This is a genomic window from Flagellatimonas centrodinii (genome assembly GCF_016918765.2).
Lineage (GTDB): Bacteria > Pseudomonadota > Gammaproteobacteria > Nevskiales > Nevskiaceae > Polycyclovorans > Polycyclovorans centrodinii.
Genome location: NZ_CP092104.1, coordinates 2075076 through 2097782, shown reverse-complemented (window position 1 = coordinate 2097782; position 22707 = coordinate 2075076). Strand labels below are relative to the sequence as shown.

General features: G+C 65.4%; 24 protein-coding genes. 7 read left to right on the top strand and 17 right to left on the bottom strand.

The genetic code is table 11. The annotated features are described in order from the left end of the window. Window positions 1-16 precede the first annotated feature (16 nt). From JN531_RS09790 to JN531_RS09765, 6 genes are all read right to left on the bottom strand, one after another. Window positions 17-985 carry a helix-turn-helix transcriptional regulator gene (locus JN531_RS09790; RefSeq protein ID WP_228348691.1) on the bottom strand — a complete coding sequence of 323 codons (969 nt, stop codon included), beginning with the start codon at window positions 983-985 and terminating at the stop codon, window positions 17-19. Window positions 986-995: 10 nt separating this feature from the next. Beyond that, complete coding sequence (locus JN531_RS09785; RefSeq protein ID WP_228348690.1) at window positions 996-1433, bottom strand: hypothetical protein; 438 nt, start codon at window positions 1431-1433, stop codon at window positions 996-998. Between the two features lie 132 nt (window positions 1434-1565). After that, complete coding sequence (locus JN531_RS09780) at window positions 1566-2489, bottom strand: FAD:protein FMN transferase (RefSeq protein WP_228348689.1); 924 nt, start codon at window positions 2487-2489, stop codon at window positions 1566-1568. Between the two features lie 5 nt (window positions 2490-2494). Then, window positions 2495-3667 (bottom strand): DUF3570 domain-containing protein, encoded by a 1173-nt coding sequence (locus JN531_RS09775; protein ID WP_228348688.1) that lies wholly within the window; start codon window positions 3665-3667, stop codon window positions 2495-2497. 10 nt (window positions 3668-3677) lie between these two features. After that, complete coding sequence (locus JN531_RS09770; RefSeq protein ID WP_228348687.1) at window positions 3678-3896, bottom strand: DUF4266 domain-containing protein; 219 nt, start codon at window positions 3894-3896, stop codon at window positions 3678-3680. Continuing rightward, window positions 3893-4402: a TlpA family protein disulfide reductase gene (locus JN531_RS09765; RefSeq protein WP_228348686.1), complete on the bottom strand. Its 510-nt coding sequence runs from the start codon at window positions 4400-4402 to the stop codon at window positions 3893-3895. The genes JN531_RS09770 and JN531_RS09765 overlap by 4 nt, the downstream gene beginning before the upstream one ends. Before the next feature lie 56 nt (window positions 4403-4458). Here JN531_RS09765 and JN531_RS09760 point away from each other — a divergent pair, with 56 nt between their 5' ends. Then, window positions 4459-5085: a TetR/AcrR family transcriptional regulator gene (locus JN531_RS09760; RefSeq protein WP_228348685.1), complete on the top strand. Its 627-nt coding sequence runs from the start codon at window positions 4459-4461 to the stop codon at window positions 5083-5085. A gap of 52 nt (window positions 5086-5137) precedes the next feature. Here the strand turns inward: JN531_RS09760 and JN531_RS09755 are convergent, their stop codons facing one another. The 5 genes from JN531_RS09755 to JN531_RS09735 all read right to left on the bottom strand — a co-directional run bounded on the left by JN531_RS09755 (window position 5138) and on the right by JN531_RS09735 (window position 11535). Then, window positions 5138-5941 (bottom strand): enoyl-CoA hydratase-related protein, encoded by an 804-nt coding sequence (locus JN531_RS09755; RefSeq protein ID WP_228348684.1) that lies wholly within the window; start codon window positions 5939-5941, stop codon window positions 5138-5140. A 4-nt stretch (window positions 5942-5945) separates the two neighbouring features. Continuing rightward, window positions 5946-7085: an acyl-CoA dehydrogenase family protein gene (locus tag JN531_RS09750; RefSeq protein WP_228348683.1), complete on the bottom strand. Its 1140-nt coding sequence runs from the start codon at window positions 7083-7085 to the stop codon at window positions 5946-5948. A 38-nt stretch (window positions 7086-7123) separates the two neighbouring features. After that, window positions 7124-9646 carry a putative rubber dioxygenase RoxC gene (gene roxC, locus JN531_RS09745; RefSeq protein ID WP_228348682.1) on the bottom strand — a complete coding sequence of 841 codons (2523 nt, stop codon included), beginning with the start codon at window positions 9644-9646 and terminating at the stop codon, window positions 7124-7126. Window positions 9647-9917: 271 nt separating this feature from the next. Further along, entirely contained in the window at window positions 9918-10772 is an 855-nt protein-coding gene (locus JN531_RS09740) for a YicC/YloC family endoribonuclease (RefSeq protein ID WP_228348681.1), read from the bottom strand. A gap of 103 nt (window positions 10773-10875) precedes the next feature. Continuing rightward, window positions 10876-11535: a hypothetical protein gene (locus JN531_RS09735; RefSeq protein WP_228348680.1), complete on the bottom strand. Its 660-nt coding sequence runs from the start codon at window positions 11533-11535 to the stop codon at window positions 10876-10878. A gap of 133 nt (window positions 11536-11668) precedes the next feature. Here JN531_RS09735 and JN531_RS09730 point away from each other — a divergent pair, with 133 nt between their 5' ends. Both JN531_RS09730 and JN531_RS09725 read left to right on the top strand, forming a co-directional pair. After that, window positions 11669-12463, top strand: a complete 795-nt coding sequence (locus JN531_RS09730) for a glutaminyl-peptide cyclotransferase (protein WP_228348679.1) — start codon at window positions 11669-11671, stop codon at window positions 12461-12463. A gap of 102 nt (window positions 12464-12565) precedes the next feature. After that, on the top strand, window positions 12566-13759 hold the full coding sequence (locus JN531_RS09725) for an acyl-CoA dehydrogenase family protein (protein ID WP_228348678.1): 1194 nt from the start codon (window positions 12566-12568) through the stop codon (window positions 13757-13759). Between the two features lie 40 nt (window positions 13760-13799). Here the strand turns inward: JN531_RS09725 and JN531_RS09720 are convergent, their stop codons facing one another. Genes JN531_RS09720 through JN531_RS09705 form a run of 4 tightly spaced genes read right to left on the bottom strand, consistent with a single transcriptional unit; the run spans window position 13800 to window position 16942 of the window. After that, window positions 13800-14606, bottom strand: a complete 807-nt coding sequence (locus JN531_RS09720) for an outer membrane lipoprotein-sorting protein (RefSeq protein WP_228348677.1) — start codon at window positions 14604-14606, stop codon at window positions 13800-13802. A gap of 2 nt (window positions 14607-14608) precedes the next feature. Beyond that, window positions 14609-14809: a hypothetical protein gene (locus tag JN531_RS09715; RefSeq protein WP_228348676.1), complete on the bottom strand. Its 201-nt coding sequence runs from the start codon at window positions 14807-14809 to the stop codon at window positions 14609-14611. Further along, window positions 14806-16095 carry a DUF445 domain-containing protein gene (locus tag JN531_RS09710; RefSeq protein WP_228348675.1) on the bottom strand — a complete coding sequence of 430 codons (1290 nt, stop codon included), beginning with the start codon at window positions 16093-16095 and terminating at the stop codon, window positions 14806-14808. The genes JN531_RS09715 and JN531_RS09710 overlap by 4 nt, the downstream gene beginning before the upstream one ends. 13 nt (window positions 16096-16108) lie before the next feature. Continuing rightward, window positions 16109-16942, bottom strand: a complete 834-nt coding sequence (locus JN531_RS09705; RefSeq protein ID WP_228348674.1) for an Abi-alpha family protein — start codon at window positions 16940-16942, stop codon at window positions 16109-16111. A gap of 136 nt (window positions 16943-17078) precedes the next feature. Here JN531_RS09705 and JN531_RS09700 point away from each other — a divergent pair, with 136 nt between their 5' ends. The 4 genes from JN531_RS09700 to JN531_RS09685 are packed head-to-tail and all read left to right on the top strand — an operon-like array spanning window position 17079 to window position 21277. Further along, the gene (locus JN531_RS09700; RefSeq protein ID WP_228348673.1) at window positions 17079-17495 is read left to right on the top strand and encodes a DUF4282 domain-containing protein; all 417 of its coding nucleotides are present in this window, start codon (window positions 17079-17081) and stop codon (window positions 17493-17495) included. Beyond that, window positions 17492-19678 (top strand): DUF1302 domain-containing protein, encoded by a 2187-nt coding sequence (locus tag JN531_RS09695; protein ID WP_228348672.1) that lies wholly within the window; start codon window positions 17492-17494, stop codon window positions 19676-19678. The genes JN531_RS09700 and JN531_RS09695 overlap by 4 nt, the downstream gene beginning before the upstream one ends. Then, window positions 19668-20435 (top strand): hypothetical protein, encoded by a 768-nt coding sequence (locus JN531_RS09690; RefSeq protein ID WP_228348671.1) that lies wholly within the window; start codon window positions 19668-19670, stop codon window positions 20433-20435. The genes JN531_RS09695 and JN531_RS09690 overlap by 11 nt, the downstream gene beginning before the upstream one ends. After that, entirely contained in the window at window positions 20432-21277 is an 846-nt protein-coding gene (locus tag JN531_RS09685; protein ID WP_228348670.1) for a hypothetical protein, read from the top strand. The genes JN531_RS09690 and JN531_RS09685 overlap by 4 nt, the downstream gene beginning before the upstream one ends. Window positions 21278-21300: 23 nt before the next feature. On the opposite strand, the gene gloA is transcribed toward JN531_RS09685, so the two are convergent. Continuing rightward, window positions 21301-21681 (bottom strand): lactoylglutathione lyase, encoded by a 381-nt coding sequence (gene gloA, locus JN531_RS09680; RefSeq protein WP_228348669.1) that lies wholly within the window; start codon window positions 21679-21681, stop codon window positions 21301-21303. Between the two features lie 20 nt (window positions 21682-21701). Further along, a complete protein-coding gene (gene dusB, locus JN531_RS09675) occupies window positions 21702-22682 on the bottom strand; it encodes a tRNA dihydrouridine synthase DusB (protein ID WP_228348668.1) in 981 nt (326 codons plus the stop codon). Window positions 22683-22707: the final 25 nt, after the last annotated feature.

Genomic DNA, 22707 nt, shown 5'->3' with positions numbered 1-22707 from the left:
CATTCCATGAGACGGCTCAGTCGGGGGCGTGTTGCGCCGCCCCTCGCGCATGCGCTGCCCGAACGGCTGCCCGCAGCGCGGGGGGCGCCAGGACTTCCACCTCGCCGGCAAAGCGCAGCAGGTCCCGCAGCAACTCGTCGGGCTGGCTGTAGGGCAGCCACAGCCGATAGCCACCGTCCGCATCCCAGGCGCTGCGCTGGCGCGGATGCCATTGTTCGGCTGACACCCAGCGTGCCGCATCGGCACTGAATCGCAGCACTGCCTCAGCCACCGCAGCGCCGGCGAAAATGCCGTAGCCGGCCGCCAACTCGGCATCCAGTTCGGCATCGCTGCACTCCCGCGCCGCTTCGGGCAGCAGCTCCGCATTCGCCACCCGGTCGACCGAGAACGAGCGCAGACCCTGGCGCCAGTGGCACCAGGCATCCAGATACCAGTTGTCGCGGTAGCGGGTGAGGCGCTGAGGCGACACCGTGCGCCGGGTTTCGGTGTCGCCATCGCTGCGGGCACGGTAGACGATGGTCACTTGCAGCCGTCGCGCCAACGCCGATGCCAGCGTGGCGAAACACGGGCCGGCCGGCCGAGCCGCCTGGCTGAGGATGCGCAGCCGTCGACTCCAGTCCGGCAGGCCGGCCGCGGGATTGCCGAGCAGCGCCCGTACCTTGTCGCGCAGCGGCGCCAGCGCTTCATTGACCATGCCGGCCCCGGCGCTCTCCAGCAGTTGCTCGAAGGTCAGCAGCGCGGTCAATTCTTCAGCGGTGAACCACAGCCCCGGCAGATCGAACTGCGGCGCCTCGCGGTCGTAGCAATAGCCACGCCCTTTCTCGTAGCGCAGTGGCGCCCCCAGCTCGTCGCGCAGCTTCTCGACCAGACGGTAGAGGGTGGCGCGGGAACACTCGAGTCGCGTCTGCAGCTCCTCACGCGGCACCGGCAGACGCCGGTCGCGCAGGATGCCGTGCAGTTGCAGGACGCGGTCGAAGAAGTTCATCTGCCGGCGCTCACAGGCCCTGCAGGAACCCCCAGAAGAGAATCGCAAAACCGCCGATCTCGCCCAGCACCAACGCCCACATGAAACCGTGCAGCAACACGCCGGGCACACGGCCCCGTCCGAGAACATACGGCTTGCGAAGTTGGTTGTCGGTGTCGCGCAGGATCCCGTGCAGCACATAGGTGCCGATCGCCAGTGCGAAGAACAGCAGCGGGATACCGGCGGCCCACAGCGTCCCGACCGGACCCAGCGGCGAGTACGGCACGAAGGCGTGCAGCACCAGGGCGGAGAAGGCGTACATCAGCGAGGTACGGTGGGCGATGTCGACATACACCGGCGCGGTGGCGGTGTCGCTCCGGGCCATGGCGACATACTTCCAGACGCCGGTGAGCATGCCATTCAAAAAGAACAGGCCAGTGGCCAGAAGACATAGGGTTGCAGCGTCCATCAGGGAACTCCAGGGTGGCGGCATGCAGGCGGACGACGTGCATGTCCAAAGGCGGAATTCTGCCGCAATCCGACACGACCAGTACCGACCGCCGCATCGCCCGGAGTATGCACGGCCGGTTGCCGCGGCCGGTCACGGCCGGGTTGTCGCGAACAGCCCGGCGGGAGCGCTGTGGACGGCCAGCGAAGGTGCCACGCACAGATGCGGCAGCTGCAGCGCCGCCAGCCAGTCCCGCCCGGCCTCGGGGCCCAGCAACATGGCGGTGGTGGCGGCGGTGCCCGCAATCAGGCACTGGTCAGCCACCACGCTGACGGCCGCCAGCCCCCGCACCGGCCATCCACTGCGGGGATCGAGAATGTGGCAGTAGCGCTGCCCGTCCACCTCGAAGCCGCGCTCATAGTCGCCACTGGACGCCACCGCCCCCTCACGCAAGGCAATGCGGGCAATCGCACCCGCCTGACGCGGGTGCTGGAGTCCGATCTGCCACGGCTGACCGTCCGGGTGCGGCCCCAGCACCCGGATATCGCCGGCCAGGTCCACCAGACCATGGCGGATGCCGCGTTCCAGCAACAGGGCGGCGACACGGTCGGCAGCGTATTCCTTGCCGAAGCCGCCGAAATCGACCTCCATGCCGGCCTCCGGCAGCACCAGCCGAGGGCGTTGCCAATGCAGCCGATGCCAGCCCACCAAAGGCAACAGCGCCTCGACCTCGGTGGGCTTGGGCACCCGCGCGGCACGAAAATCCCAGACCCGGCGCAGCACCCCGGAGGTGATATCGAAGGCGCCTCCGCTTTCGTGGTGGGCGGCAGCGGCGTAGTCGAGCAAGGCAGCGGTCTCGTCATCCACCGCGATGCCGGCGGGATCGCCGGCCGAGGCATTGATCTGGCTGACGATACTGTCGTGGCGGTAGCGCGAGAATCTGGCCTCGATCCGCTGCAGCTCCACGTCGGCGGCGGCGGCTGCCTGTCGCGCGCTCGCATCGGCGGCGTGGAGATGGAGGACGCAGGGACCCCCCAGTCGGTGAAAACGGAAGACGTTTGCGCAAGCGGCCTTCACGCCGCTCAGAAGCGGCGCCCGAGGCGCACGGTGACATTGAGGTAGTCGATCAGCCCCGGATTCTCGACTTTCACCGACCCCAGCGCGTAGTCCTTCGAGGCCTCGTACCACTCCACCCCGCCGCCGAGCAGCCAGTCGTCAACCACCTTGCGCAGGTCCAGGCGAAATGACAGGGCCCCGTAGGGTGACAGCCGGTAGTCTGACGACGCCAGTCCATCGTCGCGCAGGCTGCCGTAGAACGGCGCATAGAAATAGGCCTGGGACTGGCTGTACCAGCGAATCGAAGGGCTGATGCGCAGCGAGGGATCCAGTGTCTGGTGCCAGGCCAGCTCGAGGGTATGCGATTCGATCCGCCAGTCGTCGCGGTGAAATCGGTAGTCGACATGAAACGCGCCACCGACCGCTCGGACGAAGTGCCGCAGCCGCGTGCTCAGTGACCACTGTCGGCGGTTCTCGGGTCGGCGATCGCGCACGGTGTTGGCGATGTCGGTCAGAAATGCCCGCTTGTACGGGTCGGAGAGATAGCCATCCTGCAGGCTGAAACTGAGCGCACCCTGTACCAGGGTCTGCGGGTTGATCACCCAGGTGCTGCCGGCATAAACGTTGACGCTGTCACGATCTGCATCATCGATCACGTCGGCGCTGCTGGCGCCGATGGTGGGGTCGATCCGGTCGTAGGAATAGCCAAGTCCGAGGCTGTAGGTCCGCGGCCCGGACTCGGGGGTAAATTCCGCCTCGACGCCGCCGTTGACCGCCTCGTAGTCGTCCTCGTGTGAGTAGCCGAGAGTGGCGCCAAGCTCAGCACCGCGGACCGGTGTGGTGAGGGTGGCGTCGAGGTCGATCCGTTCCTCGCGAATGCTGGCACCGCTCATCACCTGGACTGGCTGACCATCGGCGCCGGGCTGCACCCACCAGGGAGAAGCCCCACTCATGGTTTCGTAGAGCAGGCTGGCCGTCAGCGAGTGCTCGTCACGCTCGCCGGCAAGGCGGATCAGGTGTGTATCGATTTCATAGCGGTCGCTGCCCTGGCCACTGGCGGCGCGCGCCGCCGGAAGATCGCCCTCGCGGTAGTGTGCATAGAGATAATCCGCCTGGATCTCGGTCTGTGCAGCGGCCAGCCCAGGGAGCGCCAGCGCGGCCGCAGTCAGGGCGCCCAGCGATGGGGGTCGACGTTTCATGGTCACTCGCTCAGTTACAGCCACAGCCGCCACCGCCCAGCGTGGCGCCACCGCTGGCCGCCTCCTTGCTGAACTCGACATGCTGGCGATAGGACGACAGCAGTGGATCAGGGTCCAGCGCCATCTCGGTGCGCGCCAGATCCCCGCGCTGCCAGGGCTGCACCGCGGCGCAGCCACCCAGGCCGATCATCACCATGGCCGAGAGGGTGATACGGACGGTTGGATTCATCGGGTTTCCTCCAATGCATGTTGAATGGCCCGTTCCAGCTGCGGAAGGTCCTTGGCGCGGTAGCCGGTCTTCACCAGGATCACCTGTCCATCACGGTCGATCAGGTAGCCAGACGGCATGCCCTGCAGGGCATAGCGTTGCGGCCAGTGGCCGTCGGGATCGAACACCACCGGGTAGCGCACCGGCAACCGCTGCAGCATCCGCAATGCGGCGGTACGCTCGCGGTCGACATTGACCGCCAACACCGAGAACCCCTGGTCGCGATACTGGCCAAAGAGACGGTCGAGGGCCGGCAGGGCCTGACGGCAGGGGGTGCACCATGAGGCCCAGAAGTCGACATACACCACCTGCCCCCGCAGCAGCGACAACGACAGCACCGTGCCGTCGGCCATCGGGGCTTCGATGACCGGCGCCGCCTCTCCGGGGCGCACCGCCCGCGCGGCACCTGCGACCAGCAACAGCAGCAGCGCCGCCATCAGCAACGAAGACCCTCGCCACATGTTCATGCCGACCTTCCCGGCACGCCGGCGCCGGCGGGCTGAATACAGGTATTCTGCCGCGCATGCCGGACACTCATGACCCCTTCGACGTCGCTCGACGTCCGACCCAGCAACGCGCCCGAGCACGCTTCGAACGTATCCTCGAGGAGGCCGAATGCGTGCTTCGAGACGGCGGGCTTTCGGCATTTTCGATTCCGGTTCTGGCGCAGCGCCTCGGCTACACCCGCGGCAGTGTCTACGCCTACTTTCCGACACCGCATGCCCTGCTCGGAGAGCTGGCATCGCGCCATCTGTCGGCACTGGAGGCCATGTTCGGCGCACAACTGGACGCGCTGCATGCGGTCGGTTGGCGCGGCGGCATCGGTCTGGTCGCCGATCATGCGGCCGCGTTCTACAACGACCAGCCGGTCGCCAGCCTGCTGTTGCTCGGCGGCGGCGCATCCGACGCCAGTCTGCGCGCCCATGAACAGACCAACAAACGCCTGGGCGATTTCATCCGCGGCATCTGGTCGCAGGCTCGCGACCTGCCGGCGGCACCGCCGGATGTCACCACACTTGCAGCCGATATCGGCACCGCGGTGTTCCGCCGGTCGTGGTTCGAGCATGGCCGTATCACCCCGCCCTACCGCGATGCGGCGGTGGCGGCGATGATCGGATTTCTGGAACCCTACGTGCGCCGGACCGACTGACCCCAGCTTGCGGGTCCGCGCCGCGTCCGATGTACCCGTCCGGACCCTCACGCTAACACCCCCTGAACGCGGCGGGACGTTTCTGCATGAAGGCGCTGACGCCTTCCGCGAAGTCGCGGCTGCGACCACAGTCACGCTGCAGGGTGACCTCCAGATCCAACTGTGCCGACAGACTATTGTGGTCGGCCGCCAGCAATGCCTGCTTGATACCTGCCAGCGCCACACCGGGCCCATGTGCAAGCCGCCGCGCCAGCGCTTCGGCTTCGGTCAACAGCACCTCGTCGTCCACCACCGACCAGATCAGGCCCCAGTCGCGCGCCATCTCCGCCGACAGTCGGTCGCCAAGCATCGCCAGCCCCATCGCCCGCTGACGCCCCGCCCTTCGCGGCAGCACCCAGGTCCCCCCGGCGTCAGGGACCAAGCCGATGTTGACGAAAGCCTGCAGGAAACTGGCTGACCGCGCGGCGATGGTCAGGTCAGCCATCAGTGCCAGGCTGGCCCCGGCGCCCGCCGCCATGCCATTTACGGCCACGACGATCGGCTTCGGCAGCGACTGCATGCGCCGGATCAGGGGGTTGTAGCCCTGCGCCAGCGCAGCACCCAGATCAGGCAAGCCAGCGGCGTCCCGTGGTGGTTGCGCGTCGGGGGCGGTCAGATCGGCGCCGGAACAGAAGCCGCGCCCCTCCCCGGTGATCAGAATGGCGCCCACCGCATCATCCTCGGCGGCCGTATCCAGCGCCGCGTGCAGCGCGCCGATCAGACCGGGCGTCAGGGCATTGAGTGACGCCGGACGGTTGAGGCGCAGGATCGCCACCCGGTCATCGACGTGGCAGAGCAGTTCCGAGGTCTCGCTCATCGGCTCAATCCAGAATGTTCCGGGCGATGATCTCTTTCATGATTTCAGAGGTCCCGGCCAGAATGCGATGAATACGTTCGTCCTGGTAGAGCCTGCAGATCGGGTACTCGTCCATGTACCCGGCACCGCCGTGCAGCTGTACCCCCTCGTCGACCATGCGCCCGTTGAGCTCACTGCTGAACAGCTTGGCACGCGCGGCATCCACCGGGTCGAGCAGCCCCAGGTTGTGCTGCTCGACACAGCGGTCAACGTACACCTGGGCGATGTCCAGTTCGGCATCCAGCGCCGCAAGCTTGAATCGAGTGTTCTGCAGGGTCGACAGCGGTTTGCCGAAGACCTTGCGGTTGCGGACGAACTCGCGGGTCACGTCGAGCGCCACGCGGGCTGCAGCGACATTGCCGCAGGCGGCGATCAACCGCTCCTCGGCCAGGCCCTGCATCAGATGCTGAAACCCGCGGTTGACCTGCCCCAATACGTTGGCCTTGGGCACCCGCACATCGCGGAAGAACAGCTCGGCGGTGTCCTGCGACTTCATTCCCATCTTCTTCAGCACGCGCCCCCGCTCGAAGCCCGGCATGCCACGTTCGAGCAGGAACAGCGTGACGCCGTGCGGCTTGTCGGGGTCGGTGCGCGCGGCGACGATCACAACGTCCGCGAGGATGCCGTTGGAGATGTAGGTCTTGGTGCCATTGAGCACCCAGTGATCGCCCGACTCCACCGCGCGCGACTTCATGCCGGCCAGGTCGGACCCGGCATCCGGTTCGGTCATGGCGATGGCGAGAATCTTGGCGCCGGAGATCAGGTCCGGCAGCAGGCGCGCCTTCTGTGCTTCGGTACCGAAATGATCGATGTAGGGGGCCACCAGACGACTGTGCAGGGTGATGAAGTATCCCGGGTCGCCATGGAACGCATTTTCCTCGATCAGGATCTGCTCGTATCGGAAGTCCTTGATGCCGAGGCCGCCATAGGCCTCATCGGCCCACATGCAGAGATAGCCGGCATCCCCCGCCTTGCCATACGCCTCGCGGTCGACGATGCCGGCCTCCCGCCAGCGCTCGCCGTGAGGGCGGATCTCGGTCTGAAAAAACTTTCGGGCGGCGTCCTGAAACATCGCCATTTCGGTATCCAGCGGCCTGCGCTGCATTGTCACCTCGGTCAAAGAAAGGGGGTGTTCGCCACCCGCTACAACGTTTTCAGATACTCGATGACGGCCTTGCGTTCGGCCTCGGTCAAGACGTCACTGAAGTCGTGCCCCCCGTTGCCATTACCGAGAATGCGGGTGTCGAACACCAGCCGCTTGTCGAAGCCCTCGGGTGACAGGTCCGGCAGCGGTACGATCCCGCTAAGCGCGACCGCCTGGTTGAGGAAATTGGTGACCAATTGCACCAGAGACGGGCCGTCATCGTTCAGCGGGTTGCAATTGAACGGTGCCGAGCCGGGAATATCGCTGCAGTCGAGCGCCGTGTGTTTCCAGCCGACGGCTTCGAAGTCATAGGCACGTGACAGGCTCTGGTCGAAGCCGGTGACCGGCCCCAGGGTCTGCAACTGCCGTTGCCAGATCGGCACCCGCTTCGAAGAGTCGAGCACCGCATCCAGCGTCGGTACCGAGCCGTTGTGGAAATAAGGCGCCGTGGCCCAGGTCCCGTACAGCGGCGGTGCCTGGTAGCCGATCACGCCCTGCTCCCATTCGCAGGCGCCGACCGGCCGCGCCAGCGGCGGCTGCAGGGTGTCGGTGGCACGCGGCAGCAGATCATCCAGCAACTCGGTCACCGGGTCCTTGTCGCCAGGCGCCACCCAGCCCGGGGTGTTGTCGCTGTAACCCCAGTAGGTGGTGGCCCAGCGCTGGCGCAGAGTCGGGGTGAGCATGTCGGAGCGCGCCGGGTCGGTACCAATCACATCCAGCGGCACGATATGTCCCGCCACACCCTCGAGCATCGGGTCCTGCAGGAAGGCGGGATCATTGACGTAGCGTGGCGAGTAGGCGCCATGGCAAGACGCGCAGGATCCATTGCCACCCAGCGGGCGCTCTCGGCCGGCGTTGCCCGGATCGGCCCAGAGGTCCATGCCATGAAACAATACCGCCCCCTGCTCGGCCAACGCGGTATCGATCTCCCCCGGAAATGGCGGCGATGCCAGCGACAGGAAGTAGTTGGCGACATCCAGGTCATAGGCCTTGACCCGCTCGCGGTAGGGCTCGCCGCTGAGGGTCATGAGGGTGCCGATACTGGCAGGGCCCGCGGCCATGATGATGCGGGTACTGTCGACCGAGACACCGGCGTCGAAAAACTTGCGCGACCGCGAACCGAAGTTCCACCAGGCCGGCGTGTCCTGGGTATGGGCCAGTGGGTGAGACTGATCGATGACCCCACTGGGGCCAATCAGGGTTTTCACCGGATCCGGGTTGATCCCGAGGGTGTCGAAGTCGAGCAAGGTGATCAACAGTTCGAAAGCCCCAACGGCATTGTTCTGGCCGCGTTGCTTGATGCCGATATTGAACAGCGTCAGCGCGTCCACCGGCGGCAGCAGCGGCGCCAGCGCGGTACCCGCCGTCGGCATGCCGTCGCGAGCGAACATCAGGGTGTCGAAGTTGTTGTTGCCCAGGCCGAGGTTGTCCACACCGAGGACCGCGTGCGGGTCACTGTTGTCACCGATACTGCCGCCGTGGCAGGCGAAGCAGGCGCCCAGTCCGATGGTGCCGGTCCACTGCCCGGTCTCATCCTTGATCTGCCGCAGGCCCAACGGTAGCTGCCCGGAACCACCGTCGTTGGTGGTGGGGTCCTCGCCCGGCAGCGGGTAGGGATTGTCGAACGGCGCTGGATTGAGGCCGTAGCGCAGGATCACCATCTCGTCGAAATTGTCGGGCCGCTCATCAAGCCCCCACTTCTGCCAGGTGGCATTGTGCTCTTCGGCGGTCATGATGCCGGTGATGCCACCGTCGGCGGAGAGTTCGTCCTGCAGAAAGTGGAATCCGCGATCGCGGCGCTGACGGAACTCGCCACATGTCCGCGGCTGCTGCTGGTCATCCGTCAGGTTGACGTGGCAATCCTCCCAATAGGCGTTGTAGTAAACGGCCCGATCAGCGTTCACACCCGGCTGAATCAGGGTGCGCGGGTCCACCGGAAGCCGTGCAGTGTCCGCTTGGGGCGATTGACCGTCCGCCCCTTCGCAGAAGGTCTGCCAGACGTGCCGCGCCCGCTTCGATCCGAGCAGCGGCAACAGCGCGCCGGTGACGACGCCGCCCGCCAGGTAATCGCTGCAGCCAGCCGGATCGGCCAGACACTTCAGCAGAATCTCCATGTTGTTGTAGGCCGCGCTGCCAACCGGCCAGGGTGCGCCGCCGCTGTGCGGGGTCTCCTGTCCGGACGCCATCAACAGGATGCGCGAGGTCGGGTTATTGCCACCCAGCCGCTCCCAGCTGGCGACCAGGTTGTCGAAGTCCTGTCCGCTGTTGGGGGACAGCATGAAGTCGTCGCCATCCTCCACGTCAGCGATGCCGCCGGGCACATGGCAGGTGCGGCAGTGGGCCAAGGTCGGCCCCACGCGCTCGTCAAAATGCGCCTCCATGCTCCGCGACTGCGGCGGTTGCCCACCGCCGAGGCCCTCATCGCCGAGCCCGCTGTAGTCGCCGGCACATCCACCCACACCCAGTGCCGTCAAAACCAACAGCCAGCCGAAATGCCGTGTCCCCGCCCAAATCTTGCGCATGTTGTCCCTCCTGAGCGGCGCCCGGTCTGATGCCGTGTCACCGCCCGCCACTGTGAGGTCCAGGGTCTGTCGACGCTCGTCCGCGACCCCGATACCCGTGCTGTCGTGCCGCCGCCAGGATCACGCTGATCGGCCGGTCCTGACATCCCACTAAATGACAATTGTCATTTTTTGAACGGTACGCTCCGGGCTACCGAGTGTCAAGGCGGCGCAGCGACATTCCGACCGCGGTGGCCCGCACGAGAGAAAAGCCGCCGGACCCGGCAGCTGCCTATTCGATGTTCTGCACTTGCTCGCGCATCTGCTCGATCAACACTTTCATGTCGACGCCGCACCGGGTCATGTCCGCATCCTGACTTTTCGACGACAAGGTGTTGGCTTCGCGATTGAGCTCCTGCATCAGGAAATCGAGCCGCCGCCCCACCGCTTCCTTGCGCTTGAATATCTTGCGAACTTCGGTGACATGCGCCTCCAACCGCGACAGCTCCTCTTCGACATCAAGACGTGAGGCGGCCAGTGCTACTTCCTGGGCCAGGCGTCCGGGCTCAACGTCGACGCCGAGGTCACCACAGCGGGCGCGCAACCGATCCAGCCATTGCGCGCGAACGTCCGGAAAGCGGTCCCGGACCCGAGTGACCTGTGCAAGCAACTCGTCACACCGCGCCAGCAGAAACTGCTGTAGGCGCTCACCCTCCCGCTCGCGGGTATCGCTGAAGTCAACCAACAGGGCATCAAACGCTTCACGCGCGGCGGCGATCAGCGGCGTGAAATCCGCTTGCTCGGCGCGGACGACACCGGGGAATGCCAACAGACGTAGCGGATCGGGTACACCCATTGGCCCCATCAAACCACCGACGGCGTCGAGGGCATCGCGCAGGTGTGCGAGGCGTTCGGTGTCGAGTTGCAGGGCGGTCGCAGTGGCCGACTCGCGGCTGTACCGCAGCGAGATCTCCACCTTGCCGCGCGACAACTGGGCGCCCGCGGCATTTCGCAGGTCGTTCTCAAGCGAACGGAATTCTTCAGGCAGCTTGAAGCCGATGTCGAGATAGCGGTGGTTGACTGACCGCATTTCCCAGCTGATCCGGCCAAAGGGGGTCTGCTGTTCGACTCGGGCGTAGCCCGTCATGCTGCGGATCATGGTTACACGTGACTCGTCGGAAGAACCTGCGTCAGTGTAACGGTCCGCAGCCCCGGGGACGTAGCCGCCCTCCGGGGACTGCGGAAGACGCTTACTTCTTCTTGCCCTTGGCAGCCGACTTGGCCTTCTTGACCACCGCCTTTACGGCCTTGGTCGCCTTGGCAGTCGCTTTCTTGGCCGCCGGCTTCTTGGCCGCAACCTTCTTGGCGACCTTCTTCACCGATTTCTTGGCGGCCACCTTCTTGACCACCTTCTTCACCGCCTTCTTGGCGGCCGGCTTTTTGGCGGCAACCTTCTTGGCGGCTGGTTTCTTGGCTGCAGTCTTCTTCACGGCAGCCTTCTTGGCGGGCTTCTTGGCCGCAGCCTTCTTCGCCGCCGGCTTCTTGGCAACCGCCTTTTTCACAGCAGCCTTCTTCGCCGGCTTCTTGGCCGCAGCCTTCTTCGTCGCCGGCTTCTTGGCAACCGCTTTCTTCACGGCAGCCTTTTTCGCCGGCTTCTTGGCCGCAGCCTTCTTCGCCGCCGGCTTCTTGGCCGTTGCCTTCTTTGCTGCGGGCTTCTTCGCCGTTGCCTTCTTTGCTGCGGGCTTTTTCGCTGCGGCCTTCTTGGCGGCCGGCTTCTTTGCAACTGCTTTTTTGGCCGCCGGCTTCTTGGCTACCTTTTTCTTCGCGGCTGCTTTTTTGGGTGCTGCGGCCGGGGCATCTGCCGCCGGAACTGCCATCATCTGATCAGTCAAATCAGGGGTACTCGCCATGTCACTCACCTCCGTGTACGTCGATCGCGGAACGCCCGCGTGTGCGATGGAAACGGCATCAGAAGTTCCATGGACTTGACGTTCTACTGATGCGCCTTAAAAAAAGCAACAGTGATCTATTCTCGAGCCCGCCATGCGCATTCTGATCGCCCTCATTCTGACCCTGTCGAACCCCGTGCCGACCGCCTCGGCGGCGGCGCCGACACGTGCCTACTCGATTGTCGAAAGCCACCCGCATGACGTTCGCGATTTCACCCAGGGACTGGTTCTCCACGACGACACCCTGATCGAGTCGACCGGTGGATATGGCACGTCACAGCTACATTTCAGCACCATAGACGGCACGCGTGTAAAACCGTCGATACCGATCGGTAACAGGTTCTTCGGGGAGGGCATAACGGTCCTCCGGGAGCGCCTCTGGCAGCTCACCTGGAGAGCCGGTGTCGGCTTCGTCTACGACCTCGACGGCGAGCGTGAAAAGAGTTTCGCAATCGGCGGCGAAGGGTGGGGACTGACGACCGATGGCGCGCAACTTTTCATGAGCGACGGCAGCGAACTTCTGCGTCGTCTCGACCCTGAGTCCGGGCAGCCGATCGGCGCCGTTCGGGTGCGTGACGGCGACCGCCCGGTGACCCGCCTCAACGAATTGGAGTTCATCGACGGCAAGCTGTTCGCCAACGTCTGGATGACCGACCGCATTGCCATCATCGACCCCCAAAGCGGGCAGGTCGAAAGTTGGCTCGACCTGTCGGAACTGCGCGCCCGGTTCGAACCGCCGCCCGACTTCCGGGAGCGCGAACATGTGCTCAACGGCATCGCCTGGGACGCTCGCCGAGGTCTCCTGCTAGTCACCGGCAAGTGTTGGCCGCGCCTGTTCGTCTTGCGCATCGACGGCTTCGGGCCGCCCCTGCATCCCGCAGTTCGGTAAGACCTCTTTCCTTAACAGCCGATGCTTTATCAACATTGACGTATAAAGCGCCATGGCTCTATAACCCGTGCCTGACTTCCGCTCATCCATGGAGCATTGGTAATGATAGTTACTCACGAGCACACTGCGCTCTACAACACCGTCAAGAAGTTCGTCGTTGAAGAACTCAACCCGCACGTACCGGAATGGGAACAGGCCGGCATCTGGCCGGCGAAGGAGGTGCTGAAGAAGATGGGCGCACTGGGCTTGCTCGGTATCAACAAGCCGGAAGCCGATGGCGGACTCGGACTGGACTACTCCTATGAGGTGATGTTCGCGCAGGCCCTCGGCAACTGCACCAACGGTTCCCTGCCGATGGCATTGGGCGTGGTGACCGACATGGCCACGCCGGCACTCGCACGCTTCGGCTCCGAAGCCCTGCGGGCGGAGTACCTGGCACCGGTGATCGCGGGCGACATGTGCTGTTCGATCGCGGTGTCGGAGGCAGGCGCCGGGTCGGACGTCGCCAGCATCAAGACCACCGCGCGCAAGGAGGGCGGCGACTACGTCATCAACGGCTCCAAGATGTGGATCACCAACGGCACCCAGGCCGACTGGGCCTGCACCCTGGTGAACACCGGCGAGGGCAAGGCACATCAGAACAAGAGCCTGGTGATCGTGCCACTGGACGCCAAGGGGGTTGACCGCAAGACCAAGCTCGACAAGCTGGGCATGCGGGCGTCGGATACCGCCATGATCTTCTTCGACGAGGTCCGGGTGCCGCAGCGCAACCTGATCGGCCAGGAAGGCGCCGGCTTCATGTACCAGATGATGCAGTTCCAGGAAGAGCGGCTCTACGGCGCCGCCTCGACCATTGATGGCCTGTTCAATCTGATCGACGAGACCATCGACTACACCCGGCAGCGGAAGGCCTTCGGCCAGTCCATCCTCGACAACCAGGTGGTGCACTTCCGCATGGCCGAGTTGCGGACCGAGGTGGAGTGTCTGAAGGCGCTGGTCTACCAGGCGACCGAGGACTACATCGCCGGCAAGGACGCCGCCATGCTCTGCTCGATGGCCAAGCTCAAGGCCGGGCGCGTCTCCCGCGAGGTCACCGACGGCGTGCTCCAGTACTGGGGCGGTCAGGGCTTCATGTGGGACAGCACCATCACCCGCGCCTATCGTGATTCGCGCCTGATCTCGATTGGCGGCGGCGCCGATGAAATCATGCTCGGCATCATCTGCAAGCTGATGGGCATTCTCCCGGGCAAGCGCCAGTTCGAGGCCCGCAAGGCCGCGCGCGACGCCAATACCTGAAGTGCTGCCGGCGGCGGACCGCGCCTGCGGCCGCCGCTGTTTATCGGGGTGTCAGCATGACTGCCAGGGGTGCCTGGTGGAATCGTCGGGGATCAAAGCTGGCATCGGGAAAGGGCGGGTCGATCCGAATGGCATCGAGGGTGACCACGGCACGCCCGCCATCCGCCGTGCGCAGCAGTTCGATACGCCGCGGCAACCAGCGCGGACCGAAGGCCTGCAGGCTACGCCGATCCACCCGCATCGACTGCCGCAAGGTGCCATCCACGGCATAGAGCCGCGCCTCGGTGATCAGGCAGGTTCGCAGATCGAGTTGCCCCTCGAAGCGTTCGAAGCCGGCCGCATCACCCTCGCCGACCCGACGGTTGGCACGCACGGCCTGCACCGCGTGCCCATCAGCCTGCCCCGGTGAGCCGAGACTGATCGCCGCCCGCTCTGGCCAGCGCCAGAGCGCTTCGAGATCTGCCAGACCCGGCACCCCCTCCAGCACTGCTGCCGGCACCGCCGCCCCGGTCACTTCGCGCACCTTGCCGATCACCGGCAGGTAGCTGTACTGCTGACGGTCGTCTCCGCGTTGCCGATACAGATGCGCAACCCCCCGCAGGGATTCGGGGGCGAGAAATTGCACGCTGGTCTCCACCGTTCGCGCCGCCGGCTGGCGCCGGTCGGCGTAGACCAGGGTATGCGTGGTCTCACCGCCGCCCACATCGACGGCCTGCACCGACATGCGCGCCACCCAACGGTCCGGCAAATTGTCGCGAATGCACTGCATCCGTTCGGACAGCGGCGCCGCTGCGGCGGCTCCGGTCGACAGGGCCAGCCCGATGAAGGCGATACGCCAGGGCATCATCGCTAGCGCCCTGTTCCGGCCTCGCGACGATCAGGAGATACCGCGCCAGGGCGTCGCCCGTACCGTTCCAGCAGCCGCGCCTCGACCGCTGCGGCAATGCGTTCCGCCACCACCCGCCGGGCGCGTCGCCGCGCCTGCCAGACGCCGATCACCCCTCCGACCACGGCGCTGAACAGGAGCATCAGCAGCGTGCCGGTGGTCATGCCACTCCTGCACCCACCAGGGCCGACACTGCAGCGACGGTGGCAGGCGCCTTGGCCAGCACCGTGAACAGCAGCAGCTGCCCCACCCCGACCAACAGCCCGAGGACGGCACCGACGAGAATCAGGATCCATTCGTCTTCCTTGAACGCGGGCCGCAGCATGCCCTCGAACTCCGGTGGTGGCAGTACCTCGAGGCGGCTGGCGAGGGTCTGGGCGATATCCATCGCTTCCTTGGCATAACGATCAATACTGCGGGTAGCGGCCGGCAGGTGCTGCACGATGCGGGTGGCGGCAGCGGCTTTCATGTCGATGTAGCGCCGGGTACCCACGGTCCAGGCGACGAATGGGCGCGCCAACCCCGACTGATCGTCGATGACCTTCTTCACATGCTTGGCAATCATGTTGAACACGCGGTCGGCGTAGGGGCCCTTGAGCACCGATTCGATGATGTTGGACGGCGTGACGATCTCGTCGGCGATCAACCGGGCGTAGTCGCGCGAGACCTCTTTCTGTCGCTTGAAGAACAGCCCGTGGACCACCACCGCGCCGAATCGCACCGGCGCCTGCGGCCGGAAGATCATGTGCAGGGCGATGACATTGGTGGCATAGCCCACCAGCAGCCCGAACAGCGGCAACTGCCAGTCGGCCTTGTAGAAGCTCCAGCCGATCATCTGGATGATCCCGAACAGGAACCCGAAGTAGAATCCGGAATTGGCGATGAAGCGGAACTCGCTCTTGCCGGTTTCGAGAAAGATGCGGTTGATCAGGGCCTTGTCGCGCACCAGCGTCGACACCACCATGTCCTTCAGGTCGAAGATGCTTTCGACATTGTCCTTGAGCTCGCCCATCACCGCCGCCACCACCTCCGGCGCATCATCCTTCACCCGCTTGGCAATGAGTGTGCGCGCGGCAATCGGCAGCGACTCCCAGATGGTGGGTTCGTACTCGATCATCAGCTCTTCGAGAATCTGGTCCACCAACTCGACGATCGGCGCCTCGATCTCCTCCGCGACCCGATTGACATCGAGGCGATCGAAGATCTCCCGCTCGCTGACCAATCGCGGCACGATGGTGTCGCAGGCAATGCTGGCCATCTTGCCGGCCTTGCGCGGGACGATGCCCTGCCAGCCGAGATAGGGGGGTTTGATGCCGACGAAGTCCAGCGGGTGAAACATCATCTTCAGGGCAATCACATTGGTAACGAAGCCGACCACGCCACTGGTGATCGGCATCGACAGGTACAGCCAGATATTGAGTGTGAAATCAGCCCAGGCGGCGGCGAACATGATGTGTCTCCCCTTATGGTGTGTCGTTGTTGTGTTCTGTGAGCCGGAACCCTGCACGCGGCGCGGCTTCCGGCGCCACGCAGGCGCGCCAGAGCTGATCGCCCAGCGGTGACAATCGCAGGCTCCGCCGTACCAGGCGCACCGACTGGCGGCTGGCACGCCGTGCCTGCGCTTCGGCGTCTCGGACCTCCCGCAGGCCTTCGAGAATCTGGTACTTCACTTCCAGCGCCGCCACCTCGGGCTGCTCCTCAACCAGACGCAAGGCCTTGAGGTGTTCGATGTACAGCGGCATGTGTTCCAGCAACTTGACCTGGGCGGCGCGGCCGAAACCGGCAAAATTTTCGGCCACCAGACGCCGCACCGGGCCGATCGGCGCCCCCACACCGACATGCAGGATCGCCTGCGGCTCGCCATCCGACAGCAGCGCCAGCATCCGGGCTTCGTCCGGGACCAGTTCGCTCAGCAACACCGAATAGAAGTCATCGAAGGCCTGGTCGCGCGTTTGCGTCTGCGACCGCTCGAGCAGCTCCTCCAGTACGCGCCGCGGCGACTGCAACAGGGGAATCACGAAGGTGCGCGACACCGCGCCATCCGCGGGCACACGCGCATCACCCCCCGTCGGTGCCGGATCGACCGCCGCCATGCGCTGTTTGAGTTCGCGCAGCAGCCGCTGCTCTGCACGACGCAATTGCGCCTCGGCAAGATCGGCGCCCGGCAGTTGCCGTGCCGCATCCGCCAGACGTCCCGCGAGGCTGATCGCACCTCCCCCTGCTTCGCCCTTCGGCCCGGGCAGTGCGGCCAGTATCCGCGCCATGCCGCGAGGCTCCACCACCTTTGGTTTGCGCATGCGCGCCTCTCCTTCCATCCCCGGGTGGAATGATTTCACTATTCGATTTGTCGCAACATCATGTACTGTTTCACTGAAACCTGACAACAAATCGAAGGCCGCGGTAATCGCAGACCTTCTGCAGTGGGAGGAGAGCATGACGGAACCCGACGACACCCCGGCGGCGGCCTGGCGCCTGTCGACTGCGCGCGACACGCTGCGCGCCATCTTCGATCCGAGCTTCGAACGCTACGCCACGACGCGGGTGGTGCCGATGCTGTTCCTGCTCGGCGTCGGCCTCGCTGCCCTGAGCGCACTCTATCGGGTCATCGAGGCCTTCAGCGAAGGCGCGCTGCCGGGCCTGCTGTGGCTGTTGCTGCTGGGACCGGCACAGTTCGTCGGCATCAGCCTGCTGATCCGTATTCTGCTGGAGCTGTGCGTAGCCATCTTCCGACTGGCCAGCGCGATCGAGGACGTCATCCTCATCGCCCACCGCATCGAGGGGCAAACCGGCGACATCGCCTCCGACCTCCCGCGCATCCAGTTCTGGAAGCCGCGCCGGAGAACCGAATGAGCGCGCAAAAGCGTCTGCTGACGGCAGCACTGCTGCTGATCGCCAGCCCGGGTCACGCCATCGACTGGCAGCCTGGCGGTGACAATGGTCCACTTTTTTCCCTGCAGAACACGGTGTCGATCGGTGCCGCCTGGCGCGTCGAGGACCGTGACGTCAACCTCATCGGCAAGGCCAGCGTGGCGGGCAACCGCGACCTCTGCAGCGCCGACAACTGTATCGGTCTGAGCGAGGGTGATACCGCCCCGAATGAGCGCTTTCTCGCGGCGCCCGGCGGGCTGTCATCGAACATCGATGACGGCAACCTCAATTACGACCGCGGTGATATTGCCGCTGCCACCGCCAAATGGTCGCCGCGACTGTCGGTGGACTGGGGCGACTACAGCCTCGAGGCCTCTGCCATCTATTTCTTCGACCCGGTGAACCACGGCTTCGACGAGACCCACCCCAACCGGATCATCACGCCCGGTCCGGGCACCGGCAGCTTCGTCAGGACCCCCCGGTCGAAACAGGCGGAGCGCGATGTCGGCGAGGAATTCGCCCTCCGCAACCTCTACCTCAAAACCACCTTCGAGCTGCCCGGAAAACGGCTGCTCGACGTCAAACTCGGACGGCAGCTGCTCAACTGGGGGGTCAGCGCCTTCGGCATCGCCACCAGCATCAATGTGGTGAACCCGGCCGACCTCAACAATCTGGTGCGGCCGGGTGCCGAGCTGTTCGAGCTCTACCTGCCGCAGAACATGCTGGTGCTGGCAGGCGACCTGTTCGAGAGCACCACCTTCGAGGCGTTCTACCAGCTCGAATGGCTGCCCTTCGGCTTTCCGGCGAAGGGGTCGCTGCTGTCCTTCTTCGACGCCGGCAACGAGGTCGAGCCCAACGAAACCGTGGTGCTGCCGTTCGGCAAGACACCGGAAGACCCGCTGCTGCAGGGGACGCCGGCGAACTCGCTGCTCGGGCTGGTATCGGCCACCAGCTTCTCGGCGGCACGCGCGCCAAACCGGGAACCCTCGGATCGTGGTCAGTATGGCCTGGCGGTCTACCACTTCTTCGACCGCAGTGGCATCGAGCTCGGCCTGTTCGCTGCCAACTACCACAGCCGCCTGCCGTCGGTCAGCGTCTTCGCGACGGACGCCAGTTGCACCCGTCGCGAGGGCAATGCCAACAATCGCGATACCACCAATCTGGTGCAGTTCCTCAGCGACTGCGGCATCCCCGGCGTCGATACACCGGGGACCGATTTCGATGCACTGCCACTCGACAGTGCGCGCTACTTCCTCGATTACGCCGAGGACATCCGCATGTTCGGCGCCAGCCTGATCGGCGATGGCTTCGGCGCCGCCTGGCAGATGGAGCTGTCGTATCGCCCCAACTTCCCGGTGCAGGTCGATCTGGAGGACCTGCTGTTCGCCGCGTTTCAGCCGGCCTTCCCGCGCAACACGCTGACCATCATTCCGGAAAACCCGGTGACCGATGTCGCCGGCAGCCTGTTGACCCTGCTGCCGGCGCTCACCCTCCCCGGCGGCCCGCTGGACCCCGCCGACCTCGGCCCGGCCACCCTGGCTGCCTCGCAGCTGGCGATCCCCGATTTCCTCACCGCCTATCGTGGTGGCACACCGGGCGAAATCGCGCCCAACAGCTATATCGCCGGCTACGAGCGCATGCCGCTGTGGCAGGCCTCGGCCAGCTTCCTGCGAATCTGGGCGGCGGGCCAGGTCCTCGGCGCCGACCAGTTCGGCCTGCTGTTCGAACTCGATGGCATCTACCTGCCGGACCTGCCGCACACCTCGGTCGCCCAGTTCGAGGCGCCCGGCACCAGCACCCATGCCTCGCCCGGCATTGCCGAAACCGGCAACGGCCTGCTCATCAACCCGATTCAGGAGACCGGCCAATTCGTCACTGCCTTCTCTTGGGGTTACCGTGCCGGCGTCCTGCTGCTCTACAACAACGTCATGGTCAGTGGCCTGTCGCTGCGCCCGCTGATCGTGATGGTGCACGACATCGAGGGCGTGGCCCCGGGGTTGGCGGAAAACCATCTGGAGGGCCGCACCATCATGCTCAACAATCTCGAAGCGAAATACGGCAACTTCAGCTTCAACCTGCAGTACGCCCGCTTCGGCGGCGGCGGCCGGCAGAACACCCTGAAAGACCGTGACCTCATTGCCCTGGCGGTGTCCTATGACTTCTGATCGCACCATTGCCGGCCGCCAGCGCGGCTACGCCACCTGGGTTCTGCTCGGGGTCCTGTTGCTCGGCGCCGTGCTCGGCGGCGCACTGGTCGCGCTGTGGGTGTTCCGCAACGTCGACGCCCGTTTGTTGCTGACCGATCAGCCGGCCAAGGTGACGCTGCCCGACGACCTGCCGATCACCGCCGAGATTCTCAAGAACCTGCAGATTCGTCTCGACGAGACCGTCAACACCACCGTACCGGTCGACCAGCTGGTGACCATTCCGGTCCGGGACACCCTCAACCTGATGGTGGAACTCGACGACGATATCCCACTCAAGCTGGATGTGCGGGTGCGTGACACCATCACCATCGATCAGGTGCTTGATATCGATACCGTGATCGACGCCAATTTCCTCGGTGACTGGCACAAGCTGCCGATCCGCGGCAAGGTTCCGGTGCAAGCCACCGTGCCGATCGATCTGTTGATTCCGGTCGACCAGAAGGTGCGGATCAAGGTGCGTTCGCCAGTGCGGGCGAAACTGCGGGACGACCTGGTGGTGCCCCTGAAAACCGAAATCAAGGCCGACGTGCCGATCAGCGGCACCTTCAACGTGCCGGTGCTGACCCCGCTGGAGGCCAAGGTGACACTGCCTCCCGAGCCGCTGGACATCATCATCAACTATGCCGACCTGACCCTGCCGCTGCGCACCCTCAGGCTCGGCCTCAAGGACGATGACGCCGATGCGCCAGCGACCCCGGACGAGACCTCGCCGTGAGCCGCCGCGGACGGGCCGGCTCGCCATCCGACAGCTGGCCGCACACGACGCCAGCGATGTCGTCCCCGGCAACGTCCGAGGGTCGCCTGCGCCGCTGGCTGCTGCTGGGGGTGGGCGGCGCCGCGGTCGTGGTGATCGGCGCATTCATCGGCCTGGCACTGATCCAGCGCCTGGTGATTGGCCTGCAGATCCAGAACATTCCCGGTGCCGTGACGCTGCCAGCAGAAGTCGAGGGCTTTGCCGAGGTCACCGACAACATCGACATCCTGCTGCAGGGCGAGATCGCCGCCGAGGTGCCGCTGCGACAGACCCTCAGCCTGCCGCTGCAGGGCCGTTACTCGGCCGATGTCGAGATCGATACGCTGGCGCCCGTTGATTTCACCATCACCTATGACGGCACCATTCCGGTCGACACCATCGCCACCATCGAAGCCTTGGCCGATTTCAACTTCCAGGACGTGAAACGCTACCGCCAGTTGCCGGTCACCGCCAAGCTGCCGATGCAGATGAACCTGCCGGTGTCACTGCGGGTGCCGGTGAAGGATCAGGTTCGCATCCGTCACCGCGGCCGGGTCACGATGGAGATCGACCAGACCATTCAGGCGCCGGTTGACACCCTGATCAAGACCCGGCTGCCGGTAAATCAGGAGATCAATGCGCCGGTAACCGCACGGCTGGCATTGCGTGCGCAGTTCCCGCAAGCCCCGCAGCGCGCCATCATCAACCAGGCCGATCTGCGCCTGCCGCTGGACACGCTGCGACTGCTCGAGACCGATGATCCCGACGTCCCCCTGCGCATGGAGGACCCCTTCGGTCCGGCGGCCCGACCCCCCCCTCCGTAATCGCCGGAGGTCGATCGCCCGCATCAGGAGTCGCGCTGGATGAACTCGATCCGGTAACCGTCGGGGTCTTCGACGAAGGCGATCACGGTGGTGCCATGCTGCATCGGGCCGGCCTCGCGGACCACCCGCCCGCCGCGGGCGCGCACTCGCTCGCAGGTGGCAGCGGCATCCTCGACCGCCACCGCCACATGCCCGTAGGCATCGCCAAGCTCGTAGGCCTCACGGTCCCAGTTGTGGGTCAACTCGATTTCGGTGGGGTCACCCTCGAAACCCATGAAAGCCAGCGTGAAGCGGCCACCGGGAAAGTCGCGCCGGCTACGCAGCGTCATCCCCAGGACGTCATGGTAGAACGCGATGGAGCGGTCGAGATCGCCGACCCGCAGCATGGTGTGAAGTATTCGCATCGTTGACTCCGAATCGGGTGTCAGGCGGCCTGCTGCAGCCCCAGGTGGTGAAAGAATTCAGCGACGGCGCGTCGCTGCGCACCGGCATCGTCAAGGCGTCGCACGGCGACCCAGAAGGCCGCCGACTGCGGCGCTGCCTGGCAGTACCACTGGATGTGCTTGCGGGCCACGCGGACACCGCGACCTTCGCCATAAAACGCGTATAGCGCGTCCAGATGGTCCAACAGCCACTGGCCGATCTGGGCCAATGACGGCGACGGCAGCGTCCGTCCGTCCTCGAGATAGGCCGCGACTTCACGGAAGATCCACGGGCGCCCCTGTGCGGCCCGCGCGATCATCACCGCATCCGCCCCGGTGTACGCCAACACGGCTCGCGCCTTTTCAGGCCCGTCGATATCACCATTGGCAATCACCGGCACGGTCACCGCCTGTTTCACCGCAGCGATGGTGTCGTACTCGGCGACACCCTCGTACTGGTCCTCGCGGGTGCGCCCATGAACCGTCAGGGCGGCGATGCCGGCATCGGCCGCCTGCCGCGCAATCGACACCGCGTTGCGGTGCTGGCGGTCGTAACCGGTCCGCATCTTGAGCGTCACCGGTACCGGCACGGCCGCCACCACGGCTTCGCAGATGCGCGCCACCAGGGCTTCGTCGCGCATCAGCGCGGAGCCGGCATCGACGCGACAGACCTTCTTCGCCGGACAGCCCAGATTGATGTCGATGATCTCGGCGCCCTGTGCCACATTGAACCGCGCCGCCGCGGCCAGCATCTGTGGGTCGTAGCCGGCGATCTGCACCGCGATCGGACCCGGTTCGCCGGCATGATCCCGGCGCAGTCGCGATTTTTCGGTCGCCCACAGCGTTGCATCGGCGGTGGTCATTTCCGAGACGCACAGTCCGGCACCAAGCTGTCGGCAGAGCATGCGGAAGGGTCGGTCGGTCACCCCCGCCATTGGCGCAAGGATCACCGGCGGGACGATGTGATGGGGCCCGATGAACATGTCCGTATTGTCGCTGACCGCGCCG

What these genes read in the sequence shown, in the direction of transcription:
- JN531_RS09695 (WP_228348672.1), top strand. Translation starts at nt 17,492, where the DNA reads ATGAGCGCGCAAAAGCGTCTGCTGACGGCAGCACTGCTGCTGATCGCC.
- JN531_RS09750 (WP_228348683.1), bottom strand. Translation starts at nt 7,085, where the DNA reads ATGCAGCGCAGGCCGCTGGATACCGAAATGGCGATGTTTCAGGACGCC.
- JN531_RS09725 (WP_228348678.1), top strand. Translation starts at nt 12,566, where the DNA reads ATGATAGTTACTCACGAGCACACTGCGCTCTACAACACCGTCAAGAAG.
- JN531_RS09790 (WP_228348691.1), bottom strand. Translation starts at nt 985, where the DNA reads ATGAACTTCTTCGACCGCGTCCTGCAACTGCACGGCATCCTGCGCGAC.
- JN531_RS09735 (WP_228348680.1), bottom strand. Translation starts at nt 11,535, where the DNA reads ATGGCGAGTACCCCTGATTTGACTGATCAGATGATGGCAGTTCCGGCG.
- JN531_RS09785 (WP_228348690.1), bottom strand. Translation starts at nt 1,433, where the DNA reads ATGGACGCTGCAACCCTATGTCTTCTGGCCACTGGCCTGTTCTTTTTG.
- JN531_RS09730 (WP_228348679.1), top strand. Translation starts at nt 11,669, where the DNA reads ATGCGCATTCTGATCGCCCTCATTCTGACCCTGTCGAACCCCGTGCCG.
- gloA (WP_228348669.1), bottom strand. Translation starts at nt 21,681, where the DNA reads ATGCGAATACTTCACACCATGCTGCGGGTCGGCGATCTCGACCGCTCC.
- JN531_RS09720 (WP_228348677.1), bottom strand. Translation starts at nt 14,606, where the DNA reads ATGATGCCCTGGCGTATCGCCTTCATCGGGCTGGCCCTGTCGACCGGA.
- JN531_RS09765 (WP_228348686.1), bottom strand. Translation starts at nt 4,402, where the DNA reads ATGAACATGTGGCGAGGGTCTTCGTTGCTGATGGCGGCGCTGCTGCTG.
- JN531_RS09690 (WP_228348671.1), top strand. Translation starts at nt 19,668, where the DNA reads ATGACTTCTGATCGCACCATTGCCGGCCGCCAGCGCGGCTACGCCACC.
- JN531_RS09715 (WP_228348676.1), bottom strand. Translation starts at nt 14,809, where the DNA reads ATGACCACCGGCACGCTGCTGATGCTCCTGTTCAGCGCCGTGGTCGGA.
- roxC (WP_228348682.1), bottom strand. Translation starts at nt 9,646, where the DNA reads ATGCGCAAGATTTGGGCGGGGACACGGCATTTCGGCTGGCTGTTGGTT.
- JN531_RS09775 (WP_228348688.1), bottom strand. Translation starts at nt 3,667, where the DNA reads ATGAAACGTCGACCCCCATCGCTGGGCGCCCTGACTGCGGCCGCGCTG.
- JN531_RS09740 (WP_228348681.1), bottom strand. Translation starts at nt 10,772, where the DNA reads ATGACGGGCTACGCCCGAGTCGAACAGCAGACCCCCTTTGGCCGGATC.
- dusB (WP_228348668.1), bottom strand. Translation starts at nt 22,682, where the DNA reads ATGTTCATCGGGCCCCATCACATCGTCCCGCCGGTGATCCTTGCGCCA.
- JN531_RS09760 (WP_228348685.1), top strand. Translation starts at nt 4,459, where the DNA reads ATGCCGGACACTCATGACCCCTTCGACGTCGCTCGACGTCCGACCCAG.
- JN531_RS09705 (WP_228348674.1), bottom strand. Translation starts at nt 16,942, where the DNA reads ATGCGCAAACCAAAGGTGGTGGAGCCTCGCGGCATGGCGCGGATACTG.
- JN531_RS09770 (WP_228348687.1), bottom strand. Translation starts at nt 3,896, where the DNA reads ATGAATCCAACCGTCCGTATCACCCTCTCGGCCATGGTGATGATCGGC.
- JN531_RS09755 (WP_228348684.1), bottom strand. Translation starts at nt 5,941, where the DNA reads ATGAGCGAGACCTCGGAACTGCTCTGCCACGTCGATGACCGGGTGGCG.
- JN531_RS09710 (WP_228348675.1), bottom strand. Translation starts at nt 16,095, where the DNA reads ATGTTCGCCGCCGCCTGGGCTGATTTCACACTCAATATCTGGCTGTAC.
- JN531_RS09700 (WP_228348673.1), top strand. Translation starts at nt 17,079, where the DNA reads ATGACGGAACCCGACGACACCCCGGCGGCGGCCTGGCGCCTGTCGACT.